Below are 25,907 nucleotides of genomic sequence, written 5' to 3' on the forward strand. Positions count from 1 at the left end.
CCACAAAGTGGCGAGTCATCCTCTATCACCGACCAAATTCAAAAAGCCTGCTCAATGAGCAGGCTTTTTTGCATCTGTAGCCTGTGAGGATGAGAACCTCCGGGGGCAGGAGGTTCGACTCGAGCGCAGCGAGAGAACGTTGCGTCAGCAACGGCCCGCAGGGCGAGCCACAAAGTGGCGAGTCATCCTCTATCACCGACCAAATTCAAAAAGCCTGCTCAACGAGCAGGCTTTTTTGCATCTGTAGCCTGTGAGGATGAGAACCTCCGGGGCAGGAGGTTCGACTTGTGTTCCGTAGGCCCGCGCAAGCGCAGCGCCGCCGGGCATCATCAGTGGCTACTGGACAAAACCCCATCAAAATCACAAAAAACGTCTTTATCCCCATTTCCAGCCAGCTGTTCGCTATTTTGTGACATCTTCCATTGCATTTTTTTATCGATGAACAGATCTTTTTTCGCGAAGCTTATGGCTAAATGCAGCATTTTCCGCTGTGCGTTTTAACGTTCACGCTATTAATCGCTCACATATTGGTCACATAGTAAGAAATTTTTCTCATTTGCTGGCATTGTTTCCCACTGGGTGTCGCACCTTAATAAGGTCTTTATTCTGCATATTCGCCTGTAGCATAAATTTCTCTGCTGAAAATAGCGTCTTGAAGTTTTTTTAATCTTTGCCTGCCGTTTCTCACGCTGGATGTAAAACCCGGCTGGCTGTATTGACGTTTCCCCATTCTGTTGACAGATTGTAGGGCATGAGGGGCATTTCATGGAGAATCCGTACTGCAACTCAGTCGTTTTTGCGAAAGGAATCCCCATCTCTCTCTACGCCTTCGGGCACCACCGACCGGACCGGGTATATTCTAAATAGTTCGCGCTGCGGGAAGGCGGCAAGTTTGTGAATCCCCAGGAACATAGATAACGATGTGACTGGAATAATCGAGCGCAGCCAACGCATCCGTGGTTCGAAATATGACGAATAAAAATAAATAAAGGTCTGGCGGATATATGCAAACAACATCACAGTTTTGGAGCAGAATAATGAGTATTTCCTTGAAGAAATCAGGGATGCTGAAGCTTGGTCTGAGCCTGGTCGCCATGACCGTCGCCGCCAGCGTGCAAGCGAAAACCCTGGTTTATTGTTCAGAAGGCTCGCCGGAAGGCTTTAACCCACAGCTCTTCACCTCTGGCACCACCTATGACGCCAGTTCCGTACCCATCTACAACCGCCTGGTCGAATTCAAAACCGGTACGACGGAAGTTATTCCGGGACTGGCTGAGAAATGGGAAGTTAGTGCGGACGGTAAAACCTATACTTTCCACCTGCGTCAGGGCGTGAAGTGGCAGGATAATAAAGACTTTAAGCCAACCCGTGACCTGAACGCCGATGACGTGGTGTTCTCCTTCGATCGTCAGAAGAATACCAATAACCCGTACCATAAAGTTTCTGGCGGCAGCTATGAATACTTTGAAGGGATGGGATTACCAGACCTGATTAGCGAAGTGAAGAAAGTGGACGATAAAACCGTCCAGTTCGTCCTGACCCGCCCGGAAGCGCCGTTCCTCGCTGACCTGGCCATGGACTTCGCTTCCATTCTCTCTAAAGAGTATGCCGACAACATGCTGAAAGCCGGCACGCCGGAAAAAGTAGACCTCAATCCTATCGGTACCGGTCCATTCCAGCTGCTGCAGTACCAGAAAGATTCCCGCATTCTGTATAAAGCCTTCCCGGGCTACTGGGGCACCAAGCCGAAGATCGATCGTCTGGTCTTCTCCATCACCCCGGATGCCTCCGTGCGCTACGCCAAGCTGCAGAAAAATGAGTGCCAGGTGATGCCGTATCCTAACCCGGCGGACATCGCGCGCATGAAGGAAGATAAAAACATTACCCTGCTGGAACAGCCGGGTCTGAACGTCGGTTATCTCTCCTTCAACACCGAGAAGAAACCGCTGGACGAGGTGAAAGTTCGTCAGGCGCTGACCTACGCGGTTAACAAAGAAGCGATCATCAAAGCGGTTTACCAGGGCGCAGGCCAGGCGGCGAAGAACCTGATCCCGCCGACCATGTGGGGCTATAACGACGACGTCAAAGACTACACCTACGATCCGGAGAAGGCGAAGCAACTGCTGAAAGAAGCGGGCCTGGAAAAAGGCTTCACTATCGACCTGTGGGCGATGCCGGTACAGCGTCCGTATAACCCGAACGCCCGCCGTATGGCGGAGATGATCCAGGCCGACTGGGCCAAGATTGGCGTCCAGGCCAAGATCGTCACCTACGAGTGGGGCGAGTATCTGAAACGCGCGAAAGCGGGCGAGCACCAGACCGTCATGATGGGCTGGACCGGCGACAACGGGGATCCGGATAACTTCTTCGCGACCCTGTTCAGCTGCGCCGCGGCGAAAGACGGCTCCAACTACTCGCGCTGGTGCTATAAGCCGTTTGAAGATCTGATTCAGCCGGCCCGCGCCACCGACGACCACAACAAGCGTATTGAACTGTACAAACAGGCTCAGGTAGTGATGCATGACCAGGCTCCGGCGCTGATCATCGCTCACTCCACCGTTTACGAGCCAGTGCGTAAAGAAGTCAAAGGCTATGTGGTGGATCCGCTGGGTAAACACCACTTCGATAACGTCTCTGTCGAATAATAAGCACGATGCCTGACCCCCTCTCCCCGCGTGGGAGAGGTGGGGGGCGTATTCCCGCTATTCCGGGGAATGCTTTTGTGAGCAATACAGACGCCCTGTCGCCAGGCGGGGCGTCACTAGAGAGAATCCGGGTTATGTTGCAGTTTATTCTCCGACGTCTGGGACTTGTCATCCCGACATTTATCGGTATCACCCTTCTCACCTTTGCCTTCGTCCATATGATCCCCGGCGATCCGGTGATGATTATGGCGGGCGAACGTGGTATTTCCCCCGAACGTCACGCGCAGCTGCTGGCCGAAATGGGCCTTGATAAGCCGCTGTGGCAGCAATATGCCCACTATATCTGGGGCGTGCTGCACGGCGATTTAGGCATCTCGCTGAAAAGCCGCATTCCCGTGTGGCAGGAGTTTGTCCCACGCTTTAAAGCCACCCTTGAGCTGGGCGTCTGCGCGATGATCTTCGCCGTCGCCGTCGGCATTCCGGTGGGCGTGCTGGCTGCGGTAAAACGCGGCTCCATCTTTGACCACACCGCGGTGGGCCTGGCGCTGACCGGCTACTCGATGCCTATCTTCTGGTGGGGGATGATGTTGATTATGCTGGTTTCGGTACAGCTGAACCTGACGCCGGTCTCCGGGCGCATCAGCGATACGGTGTTCCTTGACGATACCCTGCCGCTGACCGGCTTTATGCTGATCGACACCGCCATCTGGGGCGAGCAGGGCGACTTTATTGACGCCTTAATGCATATGATCCTGCCCGCCATCGTGCTGGGCACCATTCCGCTGGCGGTGATCGTGCGTATGACCCGGTCGTCGATGCTGGAAGTGCTCGGCGAAGACTACATCCGTACCGCGCGCGCCAAAGGCCTGACCCGGATGCGGGTGATTGTGATCCACGCGCTGCGTAACGCGATGCTGCCGGTGGTCACGGTGATTGGCCTGCAGGTGGGCACGCTGCTGGCGGGCGCCATCCTGACGGAAACCATTTTCTCATGGCCTGGTTTAGGCCGCTGGCTGATCGACGCGCTGCAGCGTCGCGATTATCCGGTGGTGCAGGGCGGGGTGCTGCTGGTGGCGACGATGATTATCCTCGTCAACCTGCTGGTCGACCTGCTGTACGGCGTGGTGAACCCGCGTATCCGGCATAAGAAGTAAGGGGCCATCATGTCACAAGTTACTGAAAATAAAGTTATCACTGCGCCGGTGCCCATGACCCCGCTGCAGGAGTTCTGGCACTATTTCAAGCGCAATAAAGGGGCGGTGGTTGGTCTGGTGTACGTGGCGGTGATGATCATTATCGCCGTGTTCGCCAACTTCCTCGCCCCGTATAACCCGGCGGATCAGTTCCGTGATTCGCTGCTGGCGCCCCCGTTCTGGCAGGAGGGCGGCAGCCTGGCGCATCTGCTCGGCACCGACGACGTGGGCCGCGATATTCTGTCTCGCCTGATGTATGGCGCGCGCCTGTCGCTGTTGGTGGGCTGCCTGGTGGTGGTCCTGTCGCTGATCCTTGGCGTGGTGCTCGGCCTGGTGGCGGGCTATTTCGGCGGGGTGGTGGATTCGGTCATCATGCGCGTCGTCGATATTATGCTGGCGCTGCCGAGTCTGCTGCTGGCGCTGGTGCTGGTGGCTATCTTCGGGCCCTCCATCGTTAACGCCTCGCTGGCGCTCACCTTCGTGGCGCTCCCGCACTATGTGCGTCTGACGCGCGCGGCGGTGCTGGTGGAGGTCAACCGCGACTACGTGACCGCCTCCCGCGTGGCGGGCGCCGGGGCGATGCGCCAGATGTTCGTCAATATTCTGCCTAACTGTCTCGCGCCGCTGATCGTTCAGGCGTCGCTGGGCTTCTCTAACGCCATTCTCGACATGGCCGCGCTGGGGTTCCTCGGCATGGGCGCGCAGCCGCCGACGCCGGAGTGGGGCACCATGCTCTCCGACGTATTGCAGTTCGCACAGAGCGCCTGGTGGGTGGTGACCTTCCCGGGCGTGGCGATCCTGCTGACGGTGCTGGCATTTAACCTGATGGGTGACGGTCTGCGTGACGCGCTCGATCCCAAACTGAAGCAGTAAGAGGTTCGAGATGGCGTTATTGAATGTAGATAAATTATCGGTGCATTTCGGCGATGAAAACGCGCCGTTCCGCGCCGTGGACCGCATCAGCTATAGCGTGAAGCAGGGCGAAGTGGTCGGCATCGTCGGGGAGTCTGGATCCGGTAAATCCGTCAGCTCGCTGGCGATTATGGGCCTGATTGATTACCCCGGCCGGGTGATGGCGGACAAACTGGAGTTTAACGGCCGCGATCTGCAGCGCATCTCTGAAAAAGAGCGGCGCCAGCTGGTGGGGGCGGAGGTGGCGATGATCTTCCAGGATCCGATGACCAGCCTCAATCCGTGCTATACCGTCGGCTACCAGATTATGGAAGCGATTAAAGTCCATCAGGGCGGCAACAAGCAAACCCGCCGCCAGCGGGCCATCGACCTGCTGAACCTGGTGGGCATTCCCGATCCGGCGTCGCGGCTGGACGTCTATCCGCATCAGCTTTCCGGCGGGATGAGCCAGCGCGTGATGATCGCGATGGCGATTGCCTGTCGGCCAAAACTGCTGATTGCCGATGAACCGACCACCGCGCTGGACGTGACCATTCAGGCGCAGATCATCGAGCTGCTGCTGGATCTGCAGCAGCAGGAGAATATGGCGCTGGTGCTGATCACCCACGACCTGGCGCTGGTGGCTGAGGCCGCGCATAAAATTATCGTTATGTATGCCGGTCAGGTGGTGGAGACTGGCGATGCGAAGGATATTTTCCGCGCGCCGCGCCATCCATACACCCAGGCGCTGCTGCGCGCGCTGCCGGAGTTCGCCCAGGATAAAGCGCGTCTGGCGTCGCTGCCGGGCGTGGTGCCGGGGAAATATGACCGTCCCAACGGCTGCCTGCTGAACCCGCGCTGCCCCTATGCTACTGATAAATGTCGTAGCGAAGAGCCGGCGCTCGCGGATCTCACTGGCGGCCGCCAGTCTAAATGTCACTACCCACTCGATGATGCCGGGAGGCCTGGATTATGAGTACGCAAAAGGCCGCCACGCCACAACCGCTGTTGCAGGCCATTGATCTGAAAAAACACTACCCGGTGAAGAAGGGGTTATTCGCCCCGGAACGGCTGGTGAAGGCGCTGGACGGCGTCTCCTTTACCCTTGAGCGCGGTAAAACGCTGGCGGTGGTGGGGGAGTCGGGCTGCGGTAAATCGACCCTCGGTCGTCTGCTGACGATGATTGAAATTCCCACCGGCGGCGAGCTCTATTATCAGGGGCAGGATCTGCTTAAGCACGACCCGCAGGCGCAGAAGCTGCGGCGGCAAAAAATCCAGATTGTGTTCCAGAACCCCTACGGTTCTCTGAACCCGCGTAAAAAAGTGGGGCAGATTCTGGAAGAGCCGCTGCTGATTAACAGCAGCCTGAGCAAAGAGCAGCGCCGCGAAAAAGCGCTGGCGATGATGGCGAAAGTGGGCCTGAAAACAGAGCATTACGATCGCTACCCGCATATGTTCTCCGGCGGTCAGCGCCAGCGTATCGCCATTGCCCGCGGGCTGATGCTCGATCCGGACGTGGTGATTGCCGATGAGCCGGTCTCCGCGCTGGACGTTTCGGTACGCGCTCAGGTGCTGAACCTGATGATGGATCTGCAGCAGGATTTAGGGCTGTCCTACGTGTTTATCTCCCACGACCTGTCGGTCGTCGAGCATATCGCTGATGAAGTGATGGTGATGTATCTCGGCCGCTGCGTGGAGAAGGGCACCAAGGAGCAGATCTTTAACAATCCGCGTCATCCATACACCCAGGCGCTGTTGTCGGCGACGCCGCGTCTGAACCCGGACGACCGTCGCGAGCGGATTAAGCTGACCGGCGAGCTGCCGAGCCCGCTGAATCCGCCGCCGGGCTGCGCCTTCAACGCGCGCTGCCGCCGGCGCTTCGGCCCCTGCACCCAGCTTCAGCCGCAGCTGAAGGATTACGGCGGCCAGCTGGTGGCCTGCTTTGCCGTCGACCAGGATGAGAATCCGCAACAGCCCCACGCCTGATGGCACGCTCCCGGTCCGATGACCGGGAGCTTCTCTCCCGCCGGAGATGAAATCCGACGATATCGCCTTTTATCGCAGTGAATGCCATGCTCTCGGAGCATTCTTCGTCGATTATCCGAAAAAATAAGACTTTCAGTCCATTTTTATAGAATTAAAGAGAAATTAAAATGGTTCAGGTTTATTCTTTCGCTTATCTGACGCTATGATTCTATCATCGCGAAATACCTTTATATAAAAACGAATGGGAAGCGCGGTGGTTGCGGGGCTTGAGGATGTACGCATACCTAAAAAATGGGGCTATTCTTCTCAAAGGGAAATGTTAGTGTAGCGATACTTCTGCCGTGGAATCACACCGAAAATCAAAATCTAAACTATTATAACCCTGTCAATCGTGTGTATTGGTACGTCTCCACCGGCGCTTTTTCTGCCATACCAGAGACGTCACGATATTTTAAATATACTCAGAAAATAACAACAAACTTAATATGAAATTTTTAAAATCATGAGGTTATCAATGAACCATTATGATGATCTGCAGCGCTTTCAGGAAAAAACGCGGACGCAAAACCTCAACTTTCAGGATCTTTCATCGCAAGCCGCCACGCGGGAGCATGGAGACTGGGCGATCCTCAATCAGCTCAATCCCGGTGCAGAGAAACCCTCTTCCCTGGCGCTGGGAGGCTCGGTCTCCGCGCCGTTGCCGCAGTCGGTGCCTGCAGATCTGTTCCGCCAGGTAGAGGCGGCCGTAGCAGTGGCGCCAGCCTCTGATCCTGTTGCGTCTGCCGCGCCAGCGGCCCCGCAGCCGGTCGTGGAGACCGCCGCAGCCGCGCCGGAGCCGGTCAGGCAGGAGCCTGCGGTGGCCCCTGCGCCTCCCATCCCGGCGCCTGAACCGGCAATGGCTCCGCCGCCGAGAATGGCCCCCCGACCCGCGCCCGCCGCCGAGAACTATGCCCACCTGTTCGCGACGAAAAGCGCAGAGCCGGTGGCGAAAAATAAAGACCAGCCTTTGAAATCACTTCTGGAAAGGATCGCAACATGCCGTTGATTTGCGTCTGTTCACCGAAAGGTGGCGTAGGGAAAACGACCCTGGCGGCCAATTTAGCCTATTCGCTGGCGCGGACCGGCAGCAAAGTGCTGGCGCTGGATTTTGATGTCCAGAACGCGCTGCGTTTGCATTTTGGCGTGCCGCTGAACGATGAGCGCGGCTATGTGGCGAAGGCGCTGGAGCTGCACGACTGGAGCCAGTGCGTGCTGAGCGCCGGCAGCAACATTTTCGTCCTGCCGTATGGCGAAGTGAGCGAAGCGCAGCGTCAGGCGTTTGATGAGCAGCTGACCCACAATGACCATTTTCTCCAGCGCGGACTGTCCGCACTGCTGAATTATCCCGGACTTATCACCATCGCCGATATGCCGCCAGGGCCTTCGCCGGCGCTAAAGGCGCTGACGGGGCTGGCGGACCTGCATCTGATCCCGCTGCTGGCGGATACCGCCTCGATGTCGACCCTGGCGCACGTGGAAAAACAGCGCCTGACCGGCGCGGCGCTGAATCACAAGCATGGGCACTATTTCGTCATTAACCAAAGCGATAGCCGTCGCCAGGTCAGCCGGGACGTCACCAGCCTGATGGAAGAAAAACTGGGCGAACGACTGCTTGGCATTGTACATCGTGATGAAAGCGTGGTGGAGGCCAATGCGTCGCAGAAGTCGATTCTGGACTTTAACGCCTCCTCGGCAGCGGCCTTCGATATTGAAATTATTGCTAAAAAAATATCTTCGCTGTTGGGTATCCATATTGGCGATGGCACGGTGCACAGCCAGCCACGCATGTCAGGGCTTTAACTTATTGCAGGGCTGCTGAATGAAAAAATCTCTTTTTTGGTTGCTGGCGCTGGTGCTCTCTCCGGTCGCCGTGCTGGTAGTGATCACGCCGATGGACAGCCAGAAGCAGTACATCTTTGGTCTGCTGAGCATTGGTATTCTGTTTCTGATGGGTTTCAGCAAACGGCGCAGCATCTCGGTGATCATGGTCGTCACTTCGCTGCTGATGTCCACCCGTTACATGTATTTTCGCCTCACGCAGACCCTGCACTTCAACTCAGCCATTGAAACCATTCTCGGCATGGGGCTCTTTCTGGCGGAAGTCTATATCTGGGTGATGCTGCTGCTTAACTATCTGCAGACGGTCTGGCCGCTGAAGCGCGGCATTGTTCCGCTGCCGGATGATATGAGCAAGTGGCCGACGGTCGATATCTATATTCCGAGCTATAACGAACCGCTGGAGGTGGTGCGTGACACCGTCCTCGCGGCACAATGTATTGATTATCCAAAAGATAAAATGAAAATCTATCTTCTGGATGACGGTAAGCGCAGCGAGTTTGCCGTGTTCGCCGCCGACGTCGGAGTGGGCTATATTACCCGCAACGACAACAAGCACGCCAAAGCGGGGAACCTCAACCACGCGCTGACCCTGACCCAGGGAGAGCTTATCTGCGTCTTCGACTGCGACCACGTCGCCACGCGCGTGTTTCTGCAGGCCACCGTCGGCGGCTTTCTGAAAGATCCGATGCTGGCGCTGGTGCAGACGCCGCACTACTTCTATTCCCCGGATCCGTTCGAGCGCAACCTCTCCGTCGGGCGCAATATTCCGAACGAAGGGATGCTGTTCTATGGCCCGATTCAGCAGGGCAACGATAACTGGAACGCCACCTTTTTCTGCGGCTCCTGCGCGGTGATCCGCCGCGAGGCGCTGGCGCAGATCGGCGGTTTCGCCGTCGAAACGGTCACCGAGGACGCCCATACGGCGCTCAAGTTCCAGCGCCTTGGGTGGAAATCGGCCTTTCTCGATATTCCGCTGGCGGCTGGCCTCGCCACCGAGCGCCTGGTGGTGCACGTTATCCAGCGTACCCGCTGGGCGCGCGGGATGACGCAGATTTTTCGCGTTGATAACCCGCTGTTTGGCCGCGGGTTGACCTTCCAGCAGCGCTTGTGCTATCTCAGCGCCATGCTCTACTACCAGTTCGCGCTACCGAGGGTGGTGTTTGTCACCGCCCCGCTGGCTTACCTGCTGTTTAACCTCAATATTATTTACTCATCAGCGAGCCTGATCGTCTCTTATGCGCTGCCGCACCTGTTTCTCGCCATCTACGTCGGTTCGCGAATGAACGGCCGCTATCGCTACAGCTTCTGGGGGGAAATCTACGATATTGTGCTGGCTTTCCACCTGGTGCTGCCGACCCTGGTGACGATGATTTTCCCCAAGCGCGGCAAATTCAACGTCACCGATAAGGGCGGCCTGCTGGACGTCGGCTACTTCGATTTCACCGTGGTGCGCCCGCATCTGGTGGTGGCCTGCCTGCTGGCGCTGGGGGTGATCGTCGGCATCGTCCGGGCGATTGGTCATGACTACTTTGGCTCGGACCCCAACGTTATCGCCCTCAACGTCGGATGGGGGATCTACAGTCTGATCTTCCTGCTGGCGGCGATTGCCGTAGCGCGCGAAACGCGGCAGGTGCGGAAAACCATTCGTATCGATGTCGATATTCCGGTGGTGATCCATTACGCCAGCGGCATCGTTTCCCGCAGCCATACCGAGGATCTGTCGATGGGCGGCTGCCGCGTGGTGGCGCCGGATACGCGCCATCTGGAGGATGATATCGAAGAGATTGAGCTGATCCTGCAGTCCGGGGCTATTTCGATCCCGGCGCAGCTGGTCACCTCTGACGAGCGCTTCCTGCGCCTCAAGTTTGATGAAGATATTCCGCTTTCGCGCCGCCGTGAACTGGTGCGCGTGGTGCTGGCCCGCGCGGATGCCTGGATTAATCCGCCGCGCCCGCAGGATAACCCGTTCCGCTCCTTCTTCACCATTTTACGCTGCGTGTTCGAACTGTTCTGGCTGACGTGGAAAACCCGTCGCAGCCAGCGCAATCGGGCAACAGTGGCGAAAACGGCGCAGGAGGATGGCACGTTATGAAGCGATTAACGACGCTGGCGCTGCTGGCAGGGATGCTCTCTGCGCCTGCGCTGCACAGTGAAGAACCGGGCGCCGCCGCCCCGCTGAGCTTCCCGCAGCTCAACGGCGCGGCGGACAGCGAGCCAGGCGACGAACCTCCGGCTGCCTCGCCGGAGGAGGGCGCCTCTCCGGCAGCCCCCGCCACCGACGGCGATGCGGCGGCGACGGCCCCTGCACCGGAGATGCCGGACTTACCCCCGCCGGTGAGCGGTACGGCCGCGCCGGAGGTCATTCCTGTCGCCCCGGTCTGGGGAGGCGACCTGAATCTGGCGCAGATGGGGATGCCGGACGGCATTATCCTCAGCGGCGGTCAGCGGCAGGGGGGCGTCAGCTTTACCCTGCCTTCCGATCAGGTAGTGATCCATTCGCAGCTCAGCCTTGCCGTTCGCGTATCGCCGGAAATGGCGAGCCGCAACGCCACCCTGCAGCTGATGCTCAACGGTCAACCGCTCGGCACCCTGCCGCTGGGCGCTGATGGCGAGGATGTCTCCCATTATCAGCTGGATATCCCGCCCGCGCTGATGGTCTCCAGCAATAATCTGAGCGTGAAGATCAACGATGGCGATACCCTGCAGTGCCAGCGTGACATTCATGATTCGTCGCGGGTCACGGTGCTGCCCACGTCGCATTTCAGCTGGGAAAGCCAGCAGTTGAACATCAGCGATGACCTGAGCCACTTCCCGCGTCCCTTCTTCGACAGCATGCAGATGACACCGGCGGACATCGCCGTTTCCTATGGAGCGAAGCCGTCGGCCGACGTCTTCAGCGCCGCGGCGCTGGTCTCCTCCTGGCTGGGTATCCAGGCGGACTATCGCGGCATCGCCTTCAGCGCGCTGCGCGACCGCCTGCCGGAACGCCATGGCATCGTGATTGGCCATCCGGGCGAGCAGGTGGGCGGTATGACGCTGCCGGAAACCGATAAGCCGCTGCTGCGCATCATCGCCAATCCCGCCAATCCGGCCTATAAGCTGCTGTTGATCGTCGGCAAAAACGATACCGCGCTGCGCATGGCAGCCTGGCGGTTAACCCGCGGTAACTTTGTGCCGCAAACCGCGACGCTGGATGTCGAGCCGCAGACCATCCCGGTTGGCAAAGCGTATGATGCCCCGCGCTGGATCCCCACCGATCGTCCGGTCAGGCTCAGCGAACTGCTGCGTAAGGATCAAAGCCCGACCGTCAGCGGCGTCTGGCATGAACCTTTACGTATCGCCTTCCGCGCCGCCCCGGACCTCTATCTGTGGGATGGCGAGACGATCCCGCTGCAGGTTGGCTACCGCTTCCCGTCGGAAAACTGGATCAATGAGGATAAGTCCCTGCTGAGCGTCACGCTCAATGGCACCTTCCTCAACAACCTGCCGATGAACAAGCAGGGGCCGCTGGAGAAAGTCTGGCGCCACCTCGGCGGGGATGCGCGCCAGGAGCGCTTTACCATCCCGCTGGCCCCCTACCTGATCTACGGCGATAACCAGCTGTCGATGTACTTCAATGTGGTGCCTAAGGACGATGTTCCGTGCCAGGTGCTGCTGAATAACAATATCAAGAGCCGCATCACTGACGACTCCTGGATTGATTTGAGCAAGACGCGACACTTCTCGCTGCTGCCAAACCTCTCCTATTTCGTCGGCGCCTCGTTCCCCTTCTCGCGGCTGGCGGACTATTCGCAAACGACGCTCCTGCTGCCGGCGGAACCGTCTGAGACCCAGGTGGCGACCCTGCTGAATCTGGCCGCGCGCTCCGGGAATGCGACCGGCACCGCGCTGGCGAATAACCGCGTCGTTCTCGGGATGCCCACCGGCGGCGGGGATTTGCAGTCGCTGCGCGAACGTGACGTGCTGGCGGTCACCGCTCTCGATCAGCAGGCCTTCAACCAGAGCCTGCTGGCCGATTCACCCTACCGCCCGGTGGATAATGTGCTGAGCGTCCGCGAGCCCGATCTGTGGCAAAAAGCGCAGCGCCGGCTCACCGGCGACTGGACCTCCGCCAGCCTCGACGCCGATCGCTATTTCTCGTCCAGCAGCGCCTGGCGCGGGTTTATCAGCTATCGTTCGCCGTGGAACCCCGCCCGCCTGGTGGTGGTGGCGATGGCCAGCAATGATGACCAGCTGGCGCGACTGAAAAACGATCTGGACTCGCCGCGCATCAACGCCGGGATCCGTGGCGATACCGCGGTGATCACCAGCGATAACGGGGTGCGCAGTTTCCAGGTGAGTACGCCGTTCCCCAGCGGTCAGATGCCGTGGTACATGATGGCGGTCTGGTATGCCAGCCAGCACTCCGGTTTCCTCGCCCTGCTGGGGCTGATTGCCACCTCGATAATGGGACTGGCGCTGACCGCGATGTTTAAACGTCACGCCCGTAAGCGTCTGGGTTCGGGGGATAACCAATGAAAAGAAAGATAACGATAACGATGAAAAGCTCCCGGCGGCTCACCACATTCTGCCTCACCGGCGCCCTGGCTCTCGGCGCCTCTGGCGGCGCGCTGGCGGCGGGTAACGACGCGGCGCTGCAGGCGCTGTTCGCCCAGGCCAACTATTGGCATGAGAAATCCCACGACGAGCTGGCGATGGAGTCCCTGCAGAAGGTGCTCTCGGTGGATGCCAACAACACCCAGGCGCTGTATCTGATGGCGCTCTGGTCGCAGCAGGGCGGCGATATGCAGGCGGCGGCGCAGTGGCGCGCGCGGCTGGCGAAAGCGGCGCCGGATAGCCCGGGTCTGCAGGATCTGGACAATGCCAAAAAGATGTCGCAGGTGCCGCAGGGCCAGCTCAGCCTGGCCCGCCAGCAGGCGCGCGGCGGCAATATCCCCGGGGCGCTGGCGACCTGGCGCAGCATGTTCAATGGCAATACGCCGCCCGCCGGGCTGGCGGCGGAATATTACCTGACCATGGCCAGCGACAAATCGCTTTATCCGCAGGCCATCAGCGAACTGCGGCAGTACGTGGCGCAGCATCCGCAGGAGAACGCCCCGCGGGTGGCGCTGGGCAAAGCGTTAACCTGGCGGGAAGAGACCCGTCGGGAAGGGATCGCCCTGCTCGAGCCGATGGCCAGCGGCAATAAAGAGGCGGACAGCGGCTTGCGTCAGGCCTTGCTCTGGCTGGGCCCGCAGGCCGGGGATGAGCAGTATTACGATACCTGGATGCAGCGGCATCCGCAGGATAGCGAAGTTCAGAACTACTTTCGTGAACGGCGCAGCGGTCAGGCCCGCGGCCAGGGCTACGCCAATCTCAACAGCGGCAATACCGCTGCCGCGAAACAGCAGTTTGAAGAGGTATTGCAGACCAACCCGCAGGATGCCGATGCGCTGGCGGGCATGGGCTATATCGCCCAGCGCAGCGGCGACTACCAGGCCGCGTCACAATATCTGAGCCGGGCGGCCGATCTCGGCGGCGACGCCTCGGCGACCCGCCGTCAGCAGGCGGCCGATGCCCTGTTCTACGGCCAGCTGGCGCAGGCCCAGCAGGCCTATAAGCAGGGCAATATCAGCCAGGCGCTGGCGCTCTCCGCGCCGCTGGCGCAGCAGAGCGGGGCGCGGGGCGCCTCGGCGAAGCTGTTTCGCGCCGATGTGCTGCGGCATAACAAAGATTTACCCCAGGCCGAGCAAACGCTGCGCTCACTGTTAAACGACGATCCGCAGAATGCGGCGGCGCGGGAAAACCTCTACTACGTGCTGCGCGAGCAGAATAAATCCGCCGAGGCGCAGGCGATGCTGCAGACGCTGCCGCAGAGTCTGCAGCAAAAACTGCAGCCGCGAGTGGTGGCCGGCGTCCCGGGCGACGCTCTGCGCCGTCAGGCCCAGGCGCAGGTCAGCAGCGGTAACCCAGCCGGCGCCATTGCCATCCTGCGCCAGGGCGTCGCCCGCTATCCGGACGATCCCTGGCTGCGTCTCGATCTGGCCCGACTGCTGCAAAAATCGGGTAACGCCAGCGAGGCCTCTTCGCTGATGTCGGCGGCCTATCGCCCCGGCGCCAGCAACAGCGCGCTGTATGCCGCCGCGCTGTTCGCCAGCGAAAACGGCGCCTGGCAGCAGGCGCAGACGCTGCTGTCGCGCATTCCCGGCGGCAGCCAGACCAGCGACATGCGCGATTTACGTCAGCGGGTGAACTACAACCTGCAGCTGGTGACGGCCGAAAACTACCTGGCGCAGGGCAATACCATCGCCGCCAGCAATACCCTGCGGGCGATGGCCTCTACGCCGCCGAAAGCCCCGGCGGACGCCGGCAAGCTGGCGCGGCTGCTGGCCGAGAGCGGCGACCTGACCACCGCGGTATCGCTGGTGCGCAACAATATCAGCGGCGGGGTGTCCGGCAACGCCGGCGATTACGCCGATCAGATCGCCGTCCTGAACCAGGCCGGGCTGACCGGCGAGGCGCAGAACCTGATCAGCAATCCGCAGCTGCAGGCCAGCAGTACGCCGACGCAGCTGGCGAGCATTCGCAATGGCTATGTGATCAACGAGGCCGATCGCCTGCGCGAGCAGGGCAATTACGCCGCGGCGTATGACAAGCTGATCCGCGCCATGCAAAGCGATCCGCAAAACACCGATCTGATGTTCGCCATGGCGCGGCTGTACCAGAGCGGCAAAATGAACAAAGAGGCCGGGGTGGTCTATGACTACCTGATGACGCGCGATACGCCGAACCAGGATGCGCGCGCCGGGGCCATCGACGTGGCGCTGTCGGCGGGGAACAACGATCGCGCTGAACAGCTGGCCGGCGGCTTGCGTCAGGATAACTCCCCGGATCGCCTGTTGCTGCTGGCGAGAGTGGCGGAGGCCCAGGGTCATCATCAGCAGGCGATGACCTACCTGCGCAGCGCCCGCGGCAAACTGCTGGGCATGCAAAGCACCAACAGCAGCGAAACGCCGACCGTTGGCGGGGTGCTGGCGGCGGATAACCCCTTTATCGGCGTGTCGCAAACGTCGGCGCCGACGCGGACGGCCTCTGCCTACGGCCAGTATATGCCGTGGCAGGTCGCCCAGTCGGCCGCCGCGCCCGGCTCCTCGCTGCCGGGGATCCAGCGCACCGATCTGCCGGTGGACACCGCCCAGACGCGGATGCTGCGTCAGGTGGACACCATGATGGAGTCGCTGCAGGAGAAAACCGGCAGCTGGCTGCAGGGGGGAATGGACGTGCGCGGACGCGACGGCGAATCGGGCACCAGCAAGCTGACGGAGCTCAGAACGCCGCTGACCTGGTCCTCCTCGCCGTTTGGCGACTCGCGCTTTGACTTTACCGTCACCCCGGTGTCGTTAAACGCCGGGACCGCCAGCGGCGACGCCTGGCGTCGCTACGGCGCCAACCCGCTGGCCAATGCGGTCTCCAATATGGTGAGTACCGCCACCAGCGAACAGGCGGCGATCGCCGCGATGACCGAGGCGGAGCGGACGGCCTATTTTGCCAGCAATCCGGGCGCGGAGGCGTTAAGCGGCCTCGGCACCCTGAACGCGGCGGATTTCAATCCGACCACCAGCAGCGGGATGGAAAACCTGGCCAAGCTCGGGAGCTATGATTCGGGGCAGGTGGCCAGCTATCTCTCCTCGTCCAGCCGCAAGCCGAACGTTGACCAGACCAGCGGCTCGACCGATTCGCAGAAGGCCAACGGCGTCGAACTGGCGCTGGCGCTAAGCGGCGACGATTACCGGGTCGATATCGGCAGCACGCCGCTGGGCCAGGATCTTAATACCGTTGTCGGCGGGGTGAAATGGTCGCCCAAGCTGACCAACTATCTGTCGCTGATCCTCACCGGCGAACGCCGCTCGCTGACCGACAGCCTGCTTTCTTATGTCGGTCTGAAGGATGCCTATTCCGGGAAAAACTGGGGGCAGGTGACGAAAAACGGCGGCACCCTGCAGCTGAGCTATGACGACGGCGATGCGGGCTTCTACGTTGGCGGCGGCGGATACAGCTATCTCGGACAGAACGTCGCCAGCAACACCAGCATCAACGCCAATGCCGGGGTCTATCTGCGGCCCTATCATGACGAATACCGCCAGCTGCAGGCCGGGTTGAGCATGAGCTATATGGATTACTCCAAAAACCTCAGCTACTTCACCTATGGCCAGGGGGGCTACTTTAGTCCGCAGAACTACGTCAGCGTGTCGCTGCCGGTCAGTCTGACGGAGAAATATGATAACTGGACCATGAAGCTCGGCGGCTCGGTGGGCTACCAGTCTTACAGCCAGGATAAGAGCGCCTATTTCCCGACCAATTCGGAGTGGCAGCAAACCCTGGAGACGGCGGTAAGCAACGGGTTTGCCAAGGAAGCCTACTATTCCGCGACCTCGAAGAGCGGCATCGGCTATACCCTGCGCGCCGGGGCGGATTACAAGGTCAACAAACAGATGACGCTGGGGGGCCAGATTGGCTATGACACCTTCGGGGATTATAACGAAAGCACCGCCGGGCTCTATATTCGCTATATGTTAGGAGATCATTGATGATGACGGAGAACAATAACCCGGTGGTGATGACCTGGTTTCAGCAGCAGCAGACGCCTGCCGGATGGTTCGATCTGTTGATTATTATGGTCGAAGGTATGCTCAATAATGCCGGTGAGCTGGAGAGCCAGCCGTTCCTGCGTCAGATGGGCGCTTCGCTGGCGGAGACCCATCCGCTGCCGGCGTCGGAGACCGTCGGGGAGCTGGAGGCGAATATCAACCGGCTGTTGACCCATTTCCACTGGGGGGTGGTGACCATCGACGTCGGCGAGGATGGCCTGCGCCTGCGCCATCAGGCGTTGCCGGTCAGCCGCGACGACGCGGGGCGCGTGCGCTGGTGCAACGCGTTCTGTGCCATACTCGAGGGGTTATATTCTCGCTGGCTGCAGAGTCAGGGAGGCAGTGCTCACGTGATATTGCAGCGTGAGCGGGTGTTCTCCGTCTCTGACGTTCAGTTTCTTTACTACCATCCATAAAGAGTGAATTTATGCCCCTGCGTGCTTTAGTGGCGGTGATAGTGACAACGGCAGTGATGCTGGTGCCCCGGGCGTGGGCGGATACGGCATGGGAGCGCTATAAGGCCCGTTTTATGATGCCGGACGGTCGTATCATTGATACCGCCAATGGCAATGTGTCGCATACGGAAGGCCAGGGCTTCGCCATGCTCCTGGCGGTGGCGAATAACGATCGCCCGGCGTTCGACAAACTGTGGCAGTGGACGGACAGCACCCTGCGCGACAAGTCTAACGGGCTGTTTTACTGGCGCTATAACCCGGTGGCGCCGGACCCGATCGCCGATAAAAACAACGCCACCGATGGCGATACCCTGATCGCCTGGGCGCTGCTGCGCGCGCAAAAGCAGTGGCAGGACAAGCGCTACGCGACGGCCTCCGATGCCATCACCGCCTCCCTGCTGAAATATACGGTGGTGACTTTCGCCGGTCGCCAGGTGATGCTCCCGGGGGTGAAGGGGTTCAACCGCAACGACCACCTGAACCTTAACCCCTCCTATTTCATCTTCCCGGCCTGGCGCGCCTTTGCGGAGCGGACGCACCTGACCGCCTGGCGGACATTGCAGAGTGACGGGCAGGCGCTGCTGGGGCAGATGGGCTGGGGGAAATCGCACCTGCCCAGCGACTGGGTGGCGCTGCGGGCGGATGGCAAGATGCTGCCGGCCAAAGAGTGGCCGCCGCGGATGAGTTTCGATGCGATCCGTATTCCGCTGTATATCTCGTGGGTCGATCCGCATAGCGCCTTGCTCGCGCCATGGAAAGCCTGGATGCAGAGTTACCCGCGTCTGCAAACCCCGGCGTGGATCAACGTTAGCACCAACGAGGTCGCCCCGTGGAATATGGCCGGCGGCCTGCTGGCGGTGCGTGATTTAACGCTTGGCGAACCGCAGGAAGCGCCACAGATTGACGACAAGGATGATTATTACTCCGCCAGCCTCAAGCTGCTGGTCTGGCTGGCGAAACAGGATCAGCGCTAGCGCGGTGATGGCTTTGCAGGCCTCTCAGCCCGTATGCCTGCGGGCTGAGAGGGAAAAGCAGGAACGTCTCACGATGTCAGGCCGCCAGCATGGGCGGCCTTGTCGCTTATTGCGGATAAGGCACCCAGCTTCCGCCATTCAGCTGGACATACGGCTTGCCCTGATACTGGATAACGATGGCGTTGGCGTTTTCGGACACCGCCGCGCTCTGCGGCAGGTTGGCGACATACTGCTGCCAGTTGACGCTCTCTTCGCTGAACATTTTGCCGTCGAGGGCGCGCACCACCAGCTCCGACACCGCCAGGTAGCTGCTGGGCTGATCGATGATAATCGGCGCGCCTTCATGCGGCGCCTTCATGCCGAAGAATTTCACCGCCGTCGGGACGTTAGTGATCGACGGGCTCGGGATATCCCGCAGGCCAGACACCTGCATCTTATCGCCCTTCAGCGCGCCGCCGTGTTCCGGCACCACCACCACCATCACCTTCCGCCCCGATTTTTCCAGCTCGGTGAAGAAGTTATCCAGGTCGTCAAACAGCTTTTGCGCGCGCACTTTGTAGTCCGCGGTTTTGCTTTGTCCCGGGAAGTGGTTGCCGTCATGCAGCGGCAGGGTGTTATAGAATGTGGCGCTCCGCGGATTGCTGCTGGCCTCTTCGGTCTTCAGCCAGCGGTTGAGGACCGCCAGATCCTCGTACACCGGCGAGCCGTCAAACGCCTGCAGGCTGACCGGCAGACCGCTCTGGTCCATCAGCGGGCTCTGCATGCCGCCCAGTGAACGCAGCTCTTTCAGGAAGTCGCCGAACAGGCCGTTGTGGCCGAGCATCAGCTGCTGGTTGAAGCCGAGTTTCGCCAGGTTTTCAAACAGGTAGCAATCGGCGCCGGACGGCTGATACAGGTTGGTATGCGACAGCTGGCCGCAGCTGGCGCGCAGCAGGCGCACCGCCGCCGGTCCGCTGTAGGAGGTCGCGGAGTTAAAGTTTTTGAAGACGATATCGAAATGCTTCCACAGCGGGTGGTCCATCAGCCCGGCGGCTTCAATATCCGACCAGGAGAGCGAGCAGATATTGATCACCAGCAGGTCAAACGGCTGCGCATCCGCCGGCAGCTGGTCCGGGAACGGCGTCTTGCGCTTCTGCTCGGCGGCATAGAAACCGTTCAGCCAGTTGGTGAGGTTGGCCGAGGTCGGCGGCTCGGTCTGCGGCGGAATATCGCTGCTGGCCGGGCTGGCCGGGCTGGACGCGGCGCCAGCGGCGGCGTTGGTCCCGACGTTGGCCGGCGCGGTGGCGGCGGCGGTGGTGGGCTGACCGGCAGGCCAAATGGTAAAGGCCGGCAGCAACGGGCTGACCGCCTGCCAGACGACCATCGCGGAGACAAACACGGTAACGCGCAGCCACTGGCTGATAAACAGCCATAGCACCAGTAAAACAAAGAAGGCGCCGACCATGCTCCAGTTGATAAAGCGGACAATCAGATCCCAGATATAGCTGGCGCTGAAGCCGGCGATTTGCGAGCCCTGGCTAAGAAGCGTTTCCGGCCCGGGCAGCCAGGTATCATGCCAGAACAGCGCGAAGCCGAGCGGAATGGCGATCCAGTGGCGGATGCGGTGCAGCTTTTCGCGCGGGATCGGCACCAGCAGAAAGGCGAGAAACACCAGGTTCAGCATCGGGTGGAAATTGAGATACCCGGCCCACAGCAGGGCAAACTTGACCAGAAAGTATAAGTTCCAGCCGCCAAGGCCGCGCCAGTACTGCCAGAGCGGAAGCGGTGCCGCGGTCGTTTTTTTATTTGTCATTTATTCGCTTTGCCTTGCTTAACCGTTGTTCCCCGGCGTAATACCCCTGCCGGTTTCACGTAACGGGGTTTAAAGAACATCAATCTTAACGTCGTGCGGATCCGGCGCTGATAGTGGCGCGTCAGGTAGCCCAGCGGAAAAAACAGCAGGGCGCAGAGCACCACCAGTTGCAGAATATCGGCGATAGACATCATCAGGCTTGCTCCTCACGGGTGGTTAACCGGTGTGGTTCGGGATAGCGTCGCCAGTGGCGTCCATCGTGGGTGGCGTTGATGGTCTCGTTTTTACCGACCGAGAGGGGCAGCGGCGTGTTCCAGCGCGCCGGCTCGACGCCGCGCATGATCACGATTTCCGAGAGGATCTGTTTGTCTTCAAACCACACCATGCGGTTAGAAAAAATATCGCCGGTCGGCAGCGGGAAAATATGATTCAGCGCGGTGTCGAGGTCATTGATTCGGCAAAATGACAAGAACAGCACCAGCCGGTTATTGCCGATGGTCATGATGTCGCCCATCCGGTTGGGTTTGCATAACGTCAGCGCCTGCTCGACGCGCAGCCCCGGCGCCGGGCGCAGGGCCACCATCACGCCTTTGCTGTCGGCCGGCAGCAGGGTATTGGTCATCACGTTGTGCACCGCTTCGCAAAAGGCGTCCCATTTCTGATAGCCCCGCAGCTTTAACGGCTGGCTCCAGGTGAGCAGGGTGGCAAAATCTTCCGGGATACGCCGGGAGAACTTTTGGTTCTGTACGCTTTCAATCAGCGTCAGGCAGCGGGAAAGCGACGCGCTGTTGGGGATCACCAGGCTGGCGCCGCTGCTGAGCAGCAGCCGCTCATCGGTCGCGCGCAGGCTGGGGGTTTGTTCGCGGACAATAATTTTCAGCGCGGTGCCGCGCTGACGACGCAGGGTATGAATATAGCGCCCCAACTGTTCAATTTGCGTATTCTGGGTAATGGAGAAGAGGATCGTCGCCGCCTGCGCAGTGCGCCCGGCGTTGAAGACCTCGTCATTGGTATCGAACAGGGTCCAGTATTCCGAGAGCGGCGGGGCGCCTTCGAGGACGCGCACATGGCTGAGGATCGCTTTTTCGTCGCTACGCGGCTGCACGCTGGTTTCAGCATCCTGCGCTAATCGCCAGCCGGCGTCGTCGTGTTGCACCATCAGCTGCTGCTGGGCGCTGATGCCTTTATCGCTTCCCCACCAGGCAATATCAAAAAGATGGCGGTCGCCCTGGTAGCGAATACTTGCCAGACCGGAAAGGGATCGGTACGCGCGTAATAATGGGGTGAGTTGCCGATCGATATCCTGGGCGGGATTGATCGCTAAGAACGCGCAGCGATGATATTGCGCCCAGCGACTGGTTTTTTCCACCCAGGCGCATAACTTTTCATTATTTATATTTTGCCAGGCATTTTCAGCGCATAGCAGAATAAACAAATAATTGCCAGGCTCGAGGGAGCAGACTAAATCACGATGTATTTCTTCCAGCGCCTCCGGGCGATTCGGCAGGGTAAACAGCGCGATATTATTCGGGCCATGAATGCTATCTAATGAAATGATATCATCAGGTTTATCACCCATGACCAGCGCGGCAACTTTGCTGTTTTTCGCCTGCGCGGCCAGCGTCTGATTAACCAGACTGACGGCATCGGCATAACGGTCAACGTTGAGCCACCATACCCCGCCGACCGGCATATGGCACACTTCATCCCATAATGATGAAATACCCAAAGTAAATACACTATCCACGGCATCCCTCGTGCGCCCTGATTCACACTGGATAAGTTTACTAGCGAAACTGACAGAGTAAACCTAACATTGAAATTAAAGGTCATCAGTTTTAGCATGTACACCTGCTTTTTAAGGATGCGCTGTATACGTCCTCTGGTTTAATAATAAATTTCGAACGGACAGAGATATGCCAGCAAAAGATCCTGTCGTACCCACGGACGCCACGCTGGGGTACACCTTTCAAAATGATTTTTTGGCGCTAAGCCGGGCATTTTCCCTGCCGGATATTGATTATCATGATATTTCGAGGCGTGAACAGCTGAACGCAGCGCTGAAGCGCTGGCCGCTGCTGGCAGAGTTTGCAGAGAAAAAATAAGGAAGCCGGAGATGGCTATTCTGGGGTTACAGGGCGTGCGCGGGGGAACTGGCGTCACGTCCATTACGGCTGCACTCGCCTGGGCGCTGCAATTGCTCGGTGAAAGCGTGCTGGCGATCGACGCCAGCCCGGATAATATGCTGCGCTTTTTTTTCAACACCGATATCCATCATCAGGACGGCTGGGCCCGGTCGCTGCTTGACGGCCGTGACTGGCGCGACGCGGGTCTGCGCTATACGCAACATATCGATCTGCTGCCGTTTGGCCAGCTCAGCGCGGGCGAAAGAGAAAACGTCGACCAGCTGCTGCCCACCCTGGGCGCGATGACGGAGGCGGTGCAGCAGCTGCAGGGCCAGTACCGCTGGCTGCTGCTGGATCTGCCGGCGGGCTATTCGCCGTTGACCCGCGAGCTGCTGACGCTCTGCGACCGCTCGCTGGTGGTGGTCCATCCCGACGCCAACAGCCATATCCGTTTGCACCAGCAGCCCTTTCCGGCCAACAGCGATATTCTGATTAACGATCTGCGGGTCGGCAGCCAGCTGCAGGAAGATCTCTATCAGCTGTGGCTCGAGAGCCAGCCGCGGATCCTGCCGGTGACCATTCACCGCGACGAGGCGATGGCCGAGTGCCTGGCGGCGAAACAGCCCCTTGGGGAGTATCGCCAGGACTCTCTGGCGGCGGAAGAGGTGCTGACCCTGGCGAACTGGTGCCTGATCCACTATGCCGGCGGGAGGCCGGTATGATCCGCCTCAGCACGCTGCTGTTGGCCCCGCCGGTGGGGGAACGGCTGCGCGCGCGCTATGACGACTACCGGCAGCATGGCGCCTCCTGGCTGTCGGCGTCGCTTGGCTGCCTGTGGGCATCGCTGGTCTGGGCGCTCATGCCGCTGGAGACGCCGCGCTGGCAGGCGATTCTGGCGCACCATGACACCTATTTCCCCCATATTAATCCGCACCGGCCACGGCTCCTGGATCCGCTGCGCTATCTGTTGCAATCCCTGTGGCTGCTGGCGACCCGCGTGCCGGAGCCGGAGAAAAAGGTCAACTGGCGTTCGCTGGCGGCGCTGGAAGGGGTGCACGGTCGCTACGCGCAATGGATGGAGAAACTGCCTGAGCAGGTTAACGCCCGCACCCGCCATCTGGATAAACAGAAAGAGCTGGCGCACCTCAATCCTAAACTGCGCCGGGCAATCCTCGGAGTGGTGACCTGCTGCTCGCTGGTGCTGGCGCTGATGTGTATTACGCAGCCCTTTAACCCGCTGTCGCAATTTATCTTCCTGATGCTGCTGTGGGGCGTGGCGCTGCTGGTGCGGCGCATCCCCGGCCGCTTCTCGGCGCTGATGCTGATCGTGCTGTCGCTGACGGTCTCGTGCCGCTATATCTGGTGGCGCTACACCTCGACGCTGAACTGGAACGACCCGGTAAGCCTGGTGTGCGGGATTATTTTGCTGTTCGCCGAAACCTACGCCTGGGTGGTGCTGGTGCTGGGCTACTTCCAGGTGGTCTGGCCGTTGAACCGCCAACCGGTGCCGTTGCCGGAGGACATGGATCTGTGGCCGACGGTGGATATCTTCGTCCCCACCTACAACGAAGATCTCAACGTGGTGAAAAACACCATCTATGCCTCGCAGGGCATCGACTGGCCGAAGGACAAGCTCAACATCTGGATCCTCGACGACGGCGGACGGGAAGCGTTTCGCCAGTTTGCCAAAGATGTCGGGGTGCACTACATCGCCCGTACCAGCCATGAGCACGCCAAGGCCGGTAACATCAACAATGCGCTGAAATACGCCAAAGGGGAGTTTGTCTCGATCTTTGACTGCGACCACGTGCCGACGCGCTCGTTTCTGCAGATGACCATGGGCTGGTTCCTGAAAGAGAAAGAGCTGGCGATGATGCAGACCCCGCACCATTTCTTCTCGCCAGACCCCTTTGAGCGCAACCTTGGCCGTTTTCGCAAAACGCCGAACGAAGGCACCCTGTTCTACGGCCTGGTGCAGGACGGGAACGATATGTGGGACGCCACCTTCTTCTGCGGCTCCTGCGCCGTGATCCGCCGCGGCCCGCTGGACGAGATTGGCGGCATTGCCGTCGAAACGGTGACCGAAGATGCCCACACCTCGCTGCGCCTGCACCGACGCGGCTACACCTCCGCCTATATGCGTATTCCGCAGGCGGCGGGGCTGGCGACGGAGAGTTTGTCGGCGCACATTGGCCAGCGCATCCGCTGGGCGCGCGGCATGGTGCAGATTTTCCGTCTCGATAACCCGCTGTTTGGCAAGGGGCTGAAGCTGGCGCAGCGCGTCTGCTACGCCAACGCCATGCTCCACTTCCTCTCCGGTATTCCGCGCCTCATCTTCCTCACGGCGCCGCTGGCCTTTTTGCTGCTCCATGCCTATATCATTTATGCGCCGGCGCTGATGATCGCGCTGTTCGTGCTGCCGCATATGATCCACGCCAGCCTGACCAACTCGAAGATTCAGGGCAAATACCGCCATTCGTTCTGGAGTGAAATCTACGAGACGGTGCTCGCCTGGTATATCGCGCCGCCCACCTTTGTGGCGTTGATTAACCCGCATAAAGGCAAATTCAACGTCACCGCGAAGGGTGGGCTGGTGGAAGAGGAGTATGTCGACTGGGTGATCTCCCGGCCCTATATCTACCTCGTGCTGCTCAACCTGGTCGGCGTCGCGGTGGGGATCTGGCGCTTTATGTACGGCCCGGAAAACGAAATTCTCACCGTCTGGGTGAGTATTGTCTGGGTGTTCTACAACCTGATTATTCTTGGCGGCGCGGTGGCGGTCTCGGTCGAAAGCAAGCAGGTCCGCCGGTCGCATCGTGTCGAAATGAGCATGCCGGCGGCCATCGCCCGCGATGACGGCCATCTGTTCTCCTGCACCGTTCACGACTATTCCGACGGCGGGCTGGGGATCAAAATTCACAGCGACGCGCAGGTGCTGGAGGGGCAGAACGCCAGGCTGCTGCTCAAACGGGGACAGCAGGAGTATGTCTTCCCGGTGCGGGTCGCGCGGGTAAACGGCAACGAAGTGGGATTGCAGCTGCTGCCGTTGACCAACCAGCAGCATATCGATTTTGTGCAGTGTACGTTTGCCCGCGCCGATACGTGGGCGCTTTGGCAGGATAGCTTCCCGGAAGATAAGCCGATGGAAAGCCTGCTGGATATCCTCAAGCTGGGATTCCGTGGTTACCGTCACCTGGCGGAGTTTTCGCCGCCGTCGGTGAAGGTCATTTTCCGCGCGCTCACCTCGCTGGTGGCATGGATAGTGTCGTTTGTACCCCGACGCCCTGAACGCGCCGCGCCGACGCTCTCCGCAGACCCGGCAATGGCTCAACAATGATGA

At 59.9% G+C, this 25,907-nt stretch carries 17 protein-coding genes, 1 other RNA gene and 2 pseudogenes; 17 read left to right on the forward strand and 3 right to left on the reverse strand.

Features of this window, described 5'->3' with window-relative positions; genetic code table 11:
- Positions 1-69 precede the first annotated feature (69 nt).
- The 14 genes and pseudogenes from ABLX76_RS02160 to ABLX76_RS02225 all read left to right on the forward strand — a co-directional run bounded on the left by ABLX76_RS02160 (position 70) and on the right by ABLX76_RS02225 (position 18,649).
- Positions 70-202, forward strand: a non-coding RNA gene (locus tag ABLX76_RS02160) — RtT sRNA.
- An 835-nt stretch (positions 203-1,037) separates the two neighbouring features.
- Positions 1,038-2,645 (forward strand): dipeptide ABC transporter periplasmic-binding protein DppA, encoded by a 1,608-nt coding sequence (gene dppA / locus ABLX76_RS02165; protein ID WP_023291310.1) that lies wholly within the window; start codon positions 1,038-1,040, stop codon positions 2,643-2,645.
- 134 nt (positions 2,646-2,779) lie between these two features.
- Complete coding sequence (gene dppB / locus ABLX76_RS02170; protein ID WP_002921786.1) at positions 2,780-3,799, forward strand: dipeptide ABC transporter permease DppB; 1,020 nt, start codon at positions 2,780-2,782, stop codon at positions 3,797-3,799.
- Positions 3,800-3,808: 9 nt separating this feature from the next.
- Positions 3,809-4,711 (forward strand): dipeptide ABC transporter permease DppC, encoded by a 903-nt coding sequence (gene dppC / locus ABLX76_RS02175; RefSeq protein ID WP_065882873.1) that lies wholly within the window; start codon positions 3,809-3,811, stop codon positions 4,709-4,711.
- 10 nt (positions 4,712-4,721) lie between these two features.
- The gene (gene dppD / locus ABLX76_RS02180) at positions 4,722-5,705 is read left to right on the forward strand and encodes a dipeptide ABC transporter ATP-binding protein (protein WP_023291308.1); all 984 of its coding nucleotides are present in this window, start codon (positions 4,722-4,724) and stop codon (positions 5,703-5,705) included.
- Positions 5,702-6,715, forward strand: coding sequence for a dipeptide ABC transporter ATP-binding subunit DppF (gene dppF, locus ABLX76_RS02185; protein ID WP_348873894.1), 1,014 nt, complete (start codon positions 5,702-5,704; stop codon positions 6,713-6,715). Before dppD ends, dppF begins: the two co-directional genes overlap by 4 nt.
- A gap of 18 nt (positions 6,716-6,733) precedes the next feature.
- Positions 6,734-6,913 (forward strand): annotated as a pseudogene (locus ABLX76_RS02190) (hypothetical protein).
- Positions 6,914-7,229: 316 nt separating this feature from the next.
- Positions 7,230-7,760, forward strand: coding sequence for a cellulose biosynthesis protein BcsO (locus ABLX76_RS02195; RefSeq protein WP_065882872.1), 531 nt, complete (start codon positions 7,230-7,232; stop codon positions 7,758-7,760).
- 1 nt (position 7,761) lies between these two features.
- Positions 7,762-8,554 (forward strand): annotated as a pseudogene (locus tag ABLX76_RS02200) (cellulose synthase operon protein YhjQ/BcsQ).
- A 19-nt stretch (positions 8,555-8,573) separates the two neighbouring features.
- Positions 8,574-10,685 carry a UDP-forming cellulose synthase catalytic subunit gene (gene bcsA / locus ABLX76_RS02205; RefSeq protein WP_023291304.1) on the forward strand — a complete coding sequence of 704 codons (2,112 nt, stop codon included), beginning with the start codon at positions 8,574-8,576 and terminating at the stop codon, positions 10,683-10,685.
- Entirely contained in the window at positions 10,682-13,111 is a 2,430-nt protein-coding gene (bcsB, locus tag ABLX76_RS02210; RefSeq protein ID WP_348873896.1) for a cellulose biosynthesis cyclic di-GMP-binding regulatory protein BcsB, read from the forward strand. Before bcsA (ABLX76_RS02205) ends, bcsB begins: the two co-directional genes overlap by 4 nt.
- Complete coding sequence (locus tag ABLX76_RS02215) at positions 13,108-17,160, forward strand: cellulose biosynthesis protein BcsC (RefSeq protein WP_262963222.1); 4,053 nt, start codon at positions 13,108-13,110, stop codon at positions 17,158-17,160. Before bcsB ends, ABLX76_RS02215 begins: the two co-directional genes overlap by 4 nt.
- Positions 17,160-17,636 (forward strand): cellulose biosynthesis protein BcsD, encoded by a 477-nt coding sequence (gene bcsD, locus ABLX76_RS02220; RefSeq protein WP_004204979.1) that lies wholly within the window; start codon positions 17,160-17,162, stop codon positions 17,634-17,636. Before ABLX76_RS02215 ends, bcsD begins: the two co-directional genes overlap by 1 nt.
- An 11-nt stretch (positions 17,637-17,647) precedes the next feature.
- Positions 17,648-18,649 (forward strand): glycosyl hydrolase family 8, encoded by a 1,002-nt coding sequence (locus ABLX76_RS02225; RefSeq protein ID WP_023291300.1) that lies wholly within the window; start codon positions 17,648-17,650, stop codon positions 18,647-18,649.
- 106 nt (positions 18,650-18,755) lie between these two features.
- On the opposite strand, the gene bcsG is transcribed toward ABLX76_RS02225, so the two are convergent.
- The 3 genes from bcsG to bcsE are packed head-to-tail and all read right to left on the reverse strand — an operon-like array spanning position 18,756 to position 22,188.
- Positions 18,756-20,441, reverse strand: coding sequence for a cellulose biosynthesis protein BcsG (bcsG, locus tag ABLX76_RS02230; RefSeq protein ID WP_048298548.1), 1,686 nt, complete (start codon positions 20,439-20,441; stop codon positions 18,756-18,758).
- On the reverse strand, positions 20,438-20,635 hold the full coding sequence (gene bcsF / locus ABLX76_RS02235; RefSeq protein ID WP_004204976.1) for a cellulose biosynthesis protein BcsF: 198 nt from the start codon (positions 20,633-20,635) through the stop codon (positions 20,438-20,440). The genes bcsG and bcsF overlap by 4 nt, the downstream gene beginning before the upstream one ends.
- A complete protein-coding gene (gene bcsE, locus ABLX76_RS02240) occupies positions 20,635-22,188 on the reverse strand; it encodes a cellulose biosynthesis protein BcsE (protein ID WP_101993034.1) in 1,554 nt (517 codons plus the stop codon). The genes bcsF and bcsE overlap by 1 nt, the downstream gene beginning before the upstream one ends.
- Positions 22,189-22,357: 169 nt before the next feature.
- Between bcsE and bcsR the strand changes: the two genes are divergently transcribed.
- Genes bcsR through bcsA (ABLX76_RS02255) form a run of 3 tightly spaced genes read left to right on the forward strand, consistent with a single transcriptional unit; the run spans position 22,358 to position 25,904 of the window.
- Positions 22,358-22,546 (forward strand): cellulose biosynthesis protein BcsR, encoded by a 189-nt coding sequence (gene bcsR, locus ABLX76_RS02245; RefSeq protein WP_023291297.1) that lies wholly within the window; start codon positions 22,358-22,360, stop codon positions 22,544-22,546.
- Between the two features lie 11 nt (positions 22,547-22,557).
- Complete coding sequence (gene bcsQ / locus ABLX76_RS02250) at positions 22,558-23,289, forward strand: cellulose biosynthesis protein BcsQ (protein ID WP_023291296.1); 732 nt, start codon at positions 22,558-22,560, stop codon at positions 23,287-23,289.
- Positions 23,286-25,904: a UDP-forming cellulose synthase catalytic subunit gene (gene bcsA / locus ABLX76_RS02255; RefSeq protein ID WP_023291295.1), complete on the forward strand. Its 2,619-nt coding sequence runs from the start codon at positions 23,286-23,288 to the stop codon at positions 25,902-25,904. The genes bcsQ and bcsA (ABLX76_RS02255) overlap by 4 nt, the downstream gene beginning before the upstream one ends.
- The last annotated feature ends 3 nt before the right edge of the window (positions 25,905-25,907 follow it).

It is taken from the genome of Klebsiella sp. JB_Kp004 (assembly GCF_040065795.1).
GTDB classification, from domain to species: Bacteria; Pseudomonadota; Gammaproteobacteria; order Enterobacterales; family Enterobacteriaceae; genus Klebsiella; species Klebsiella quasipneumoniae.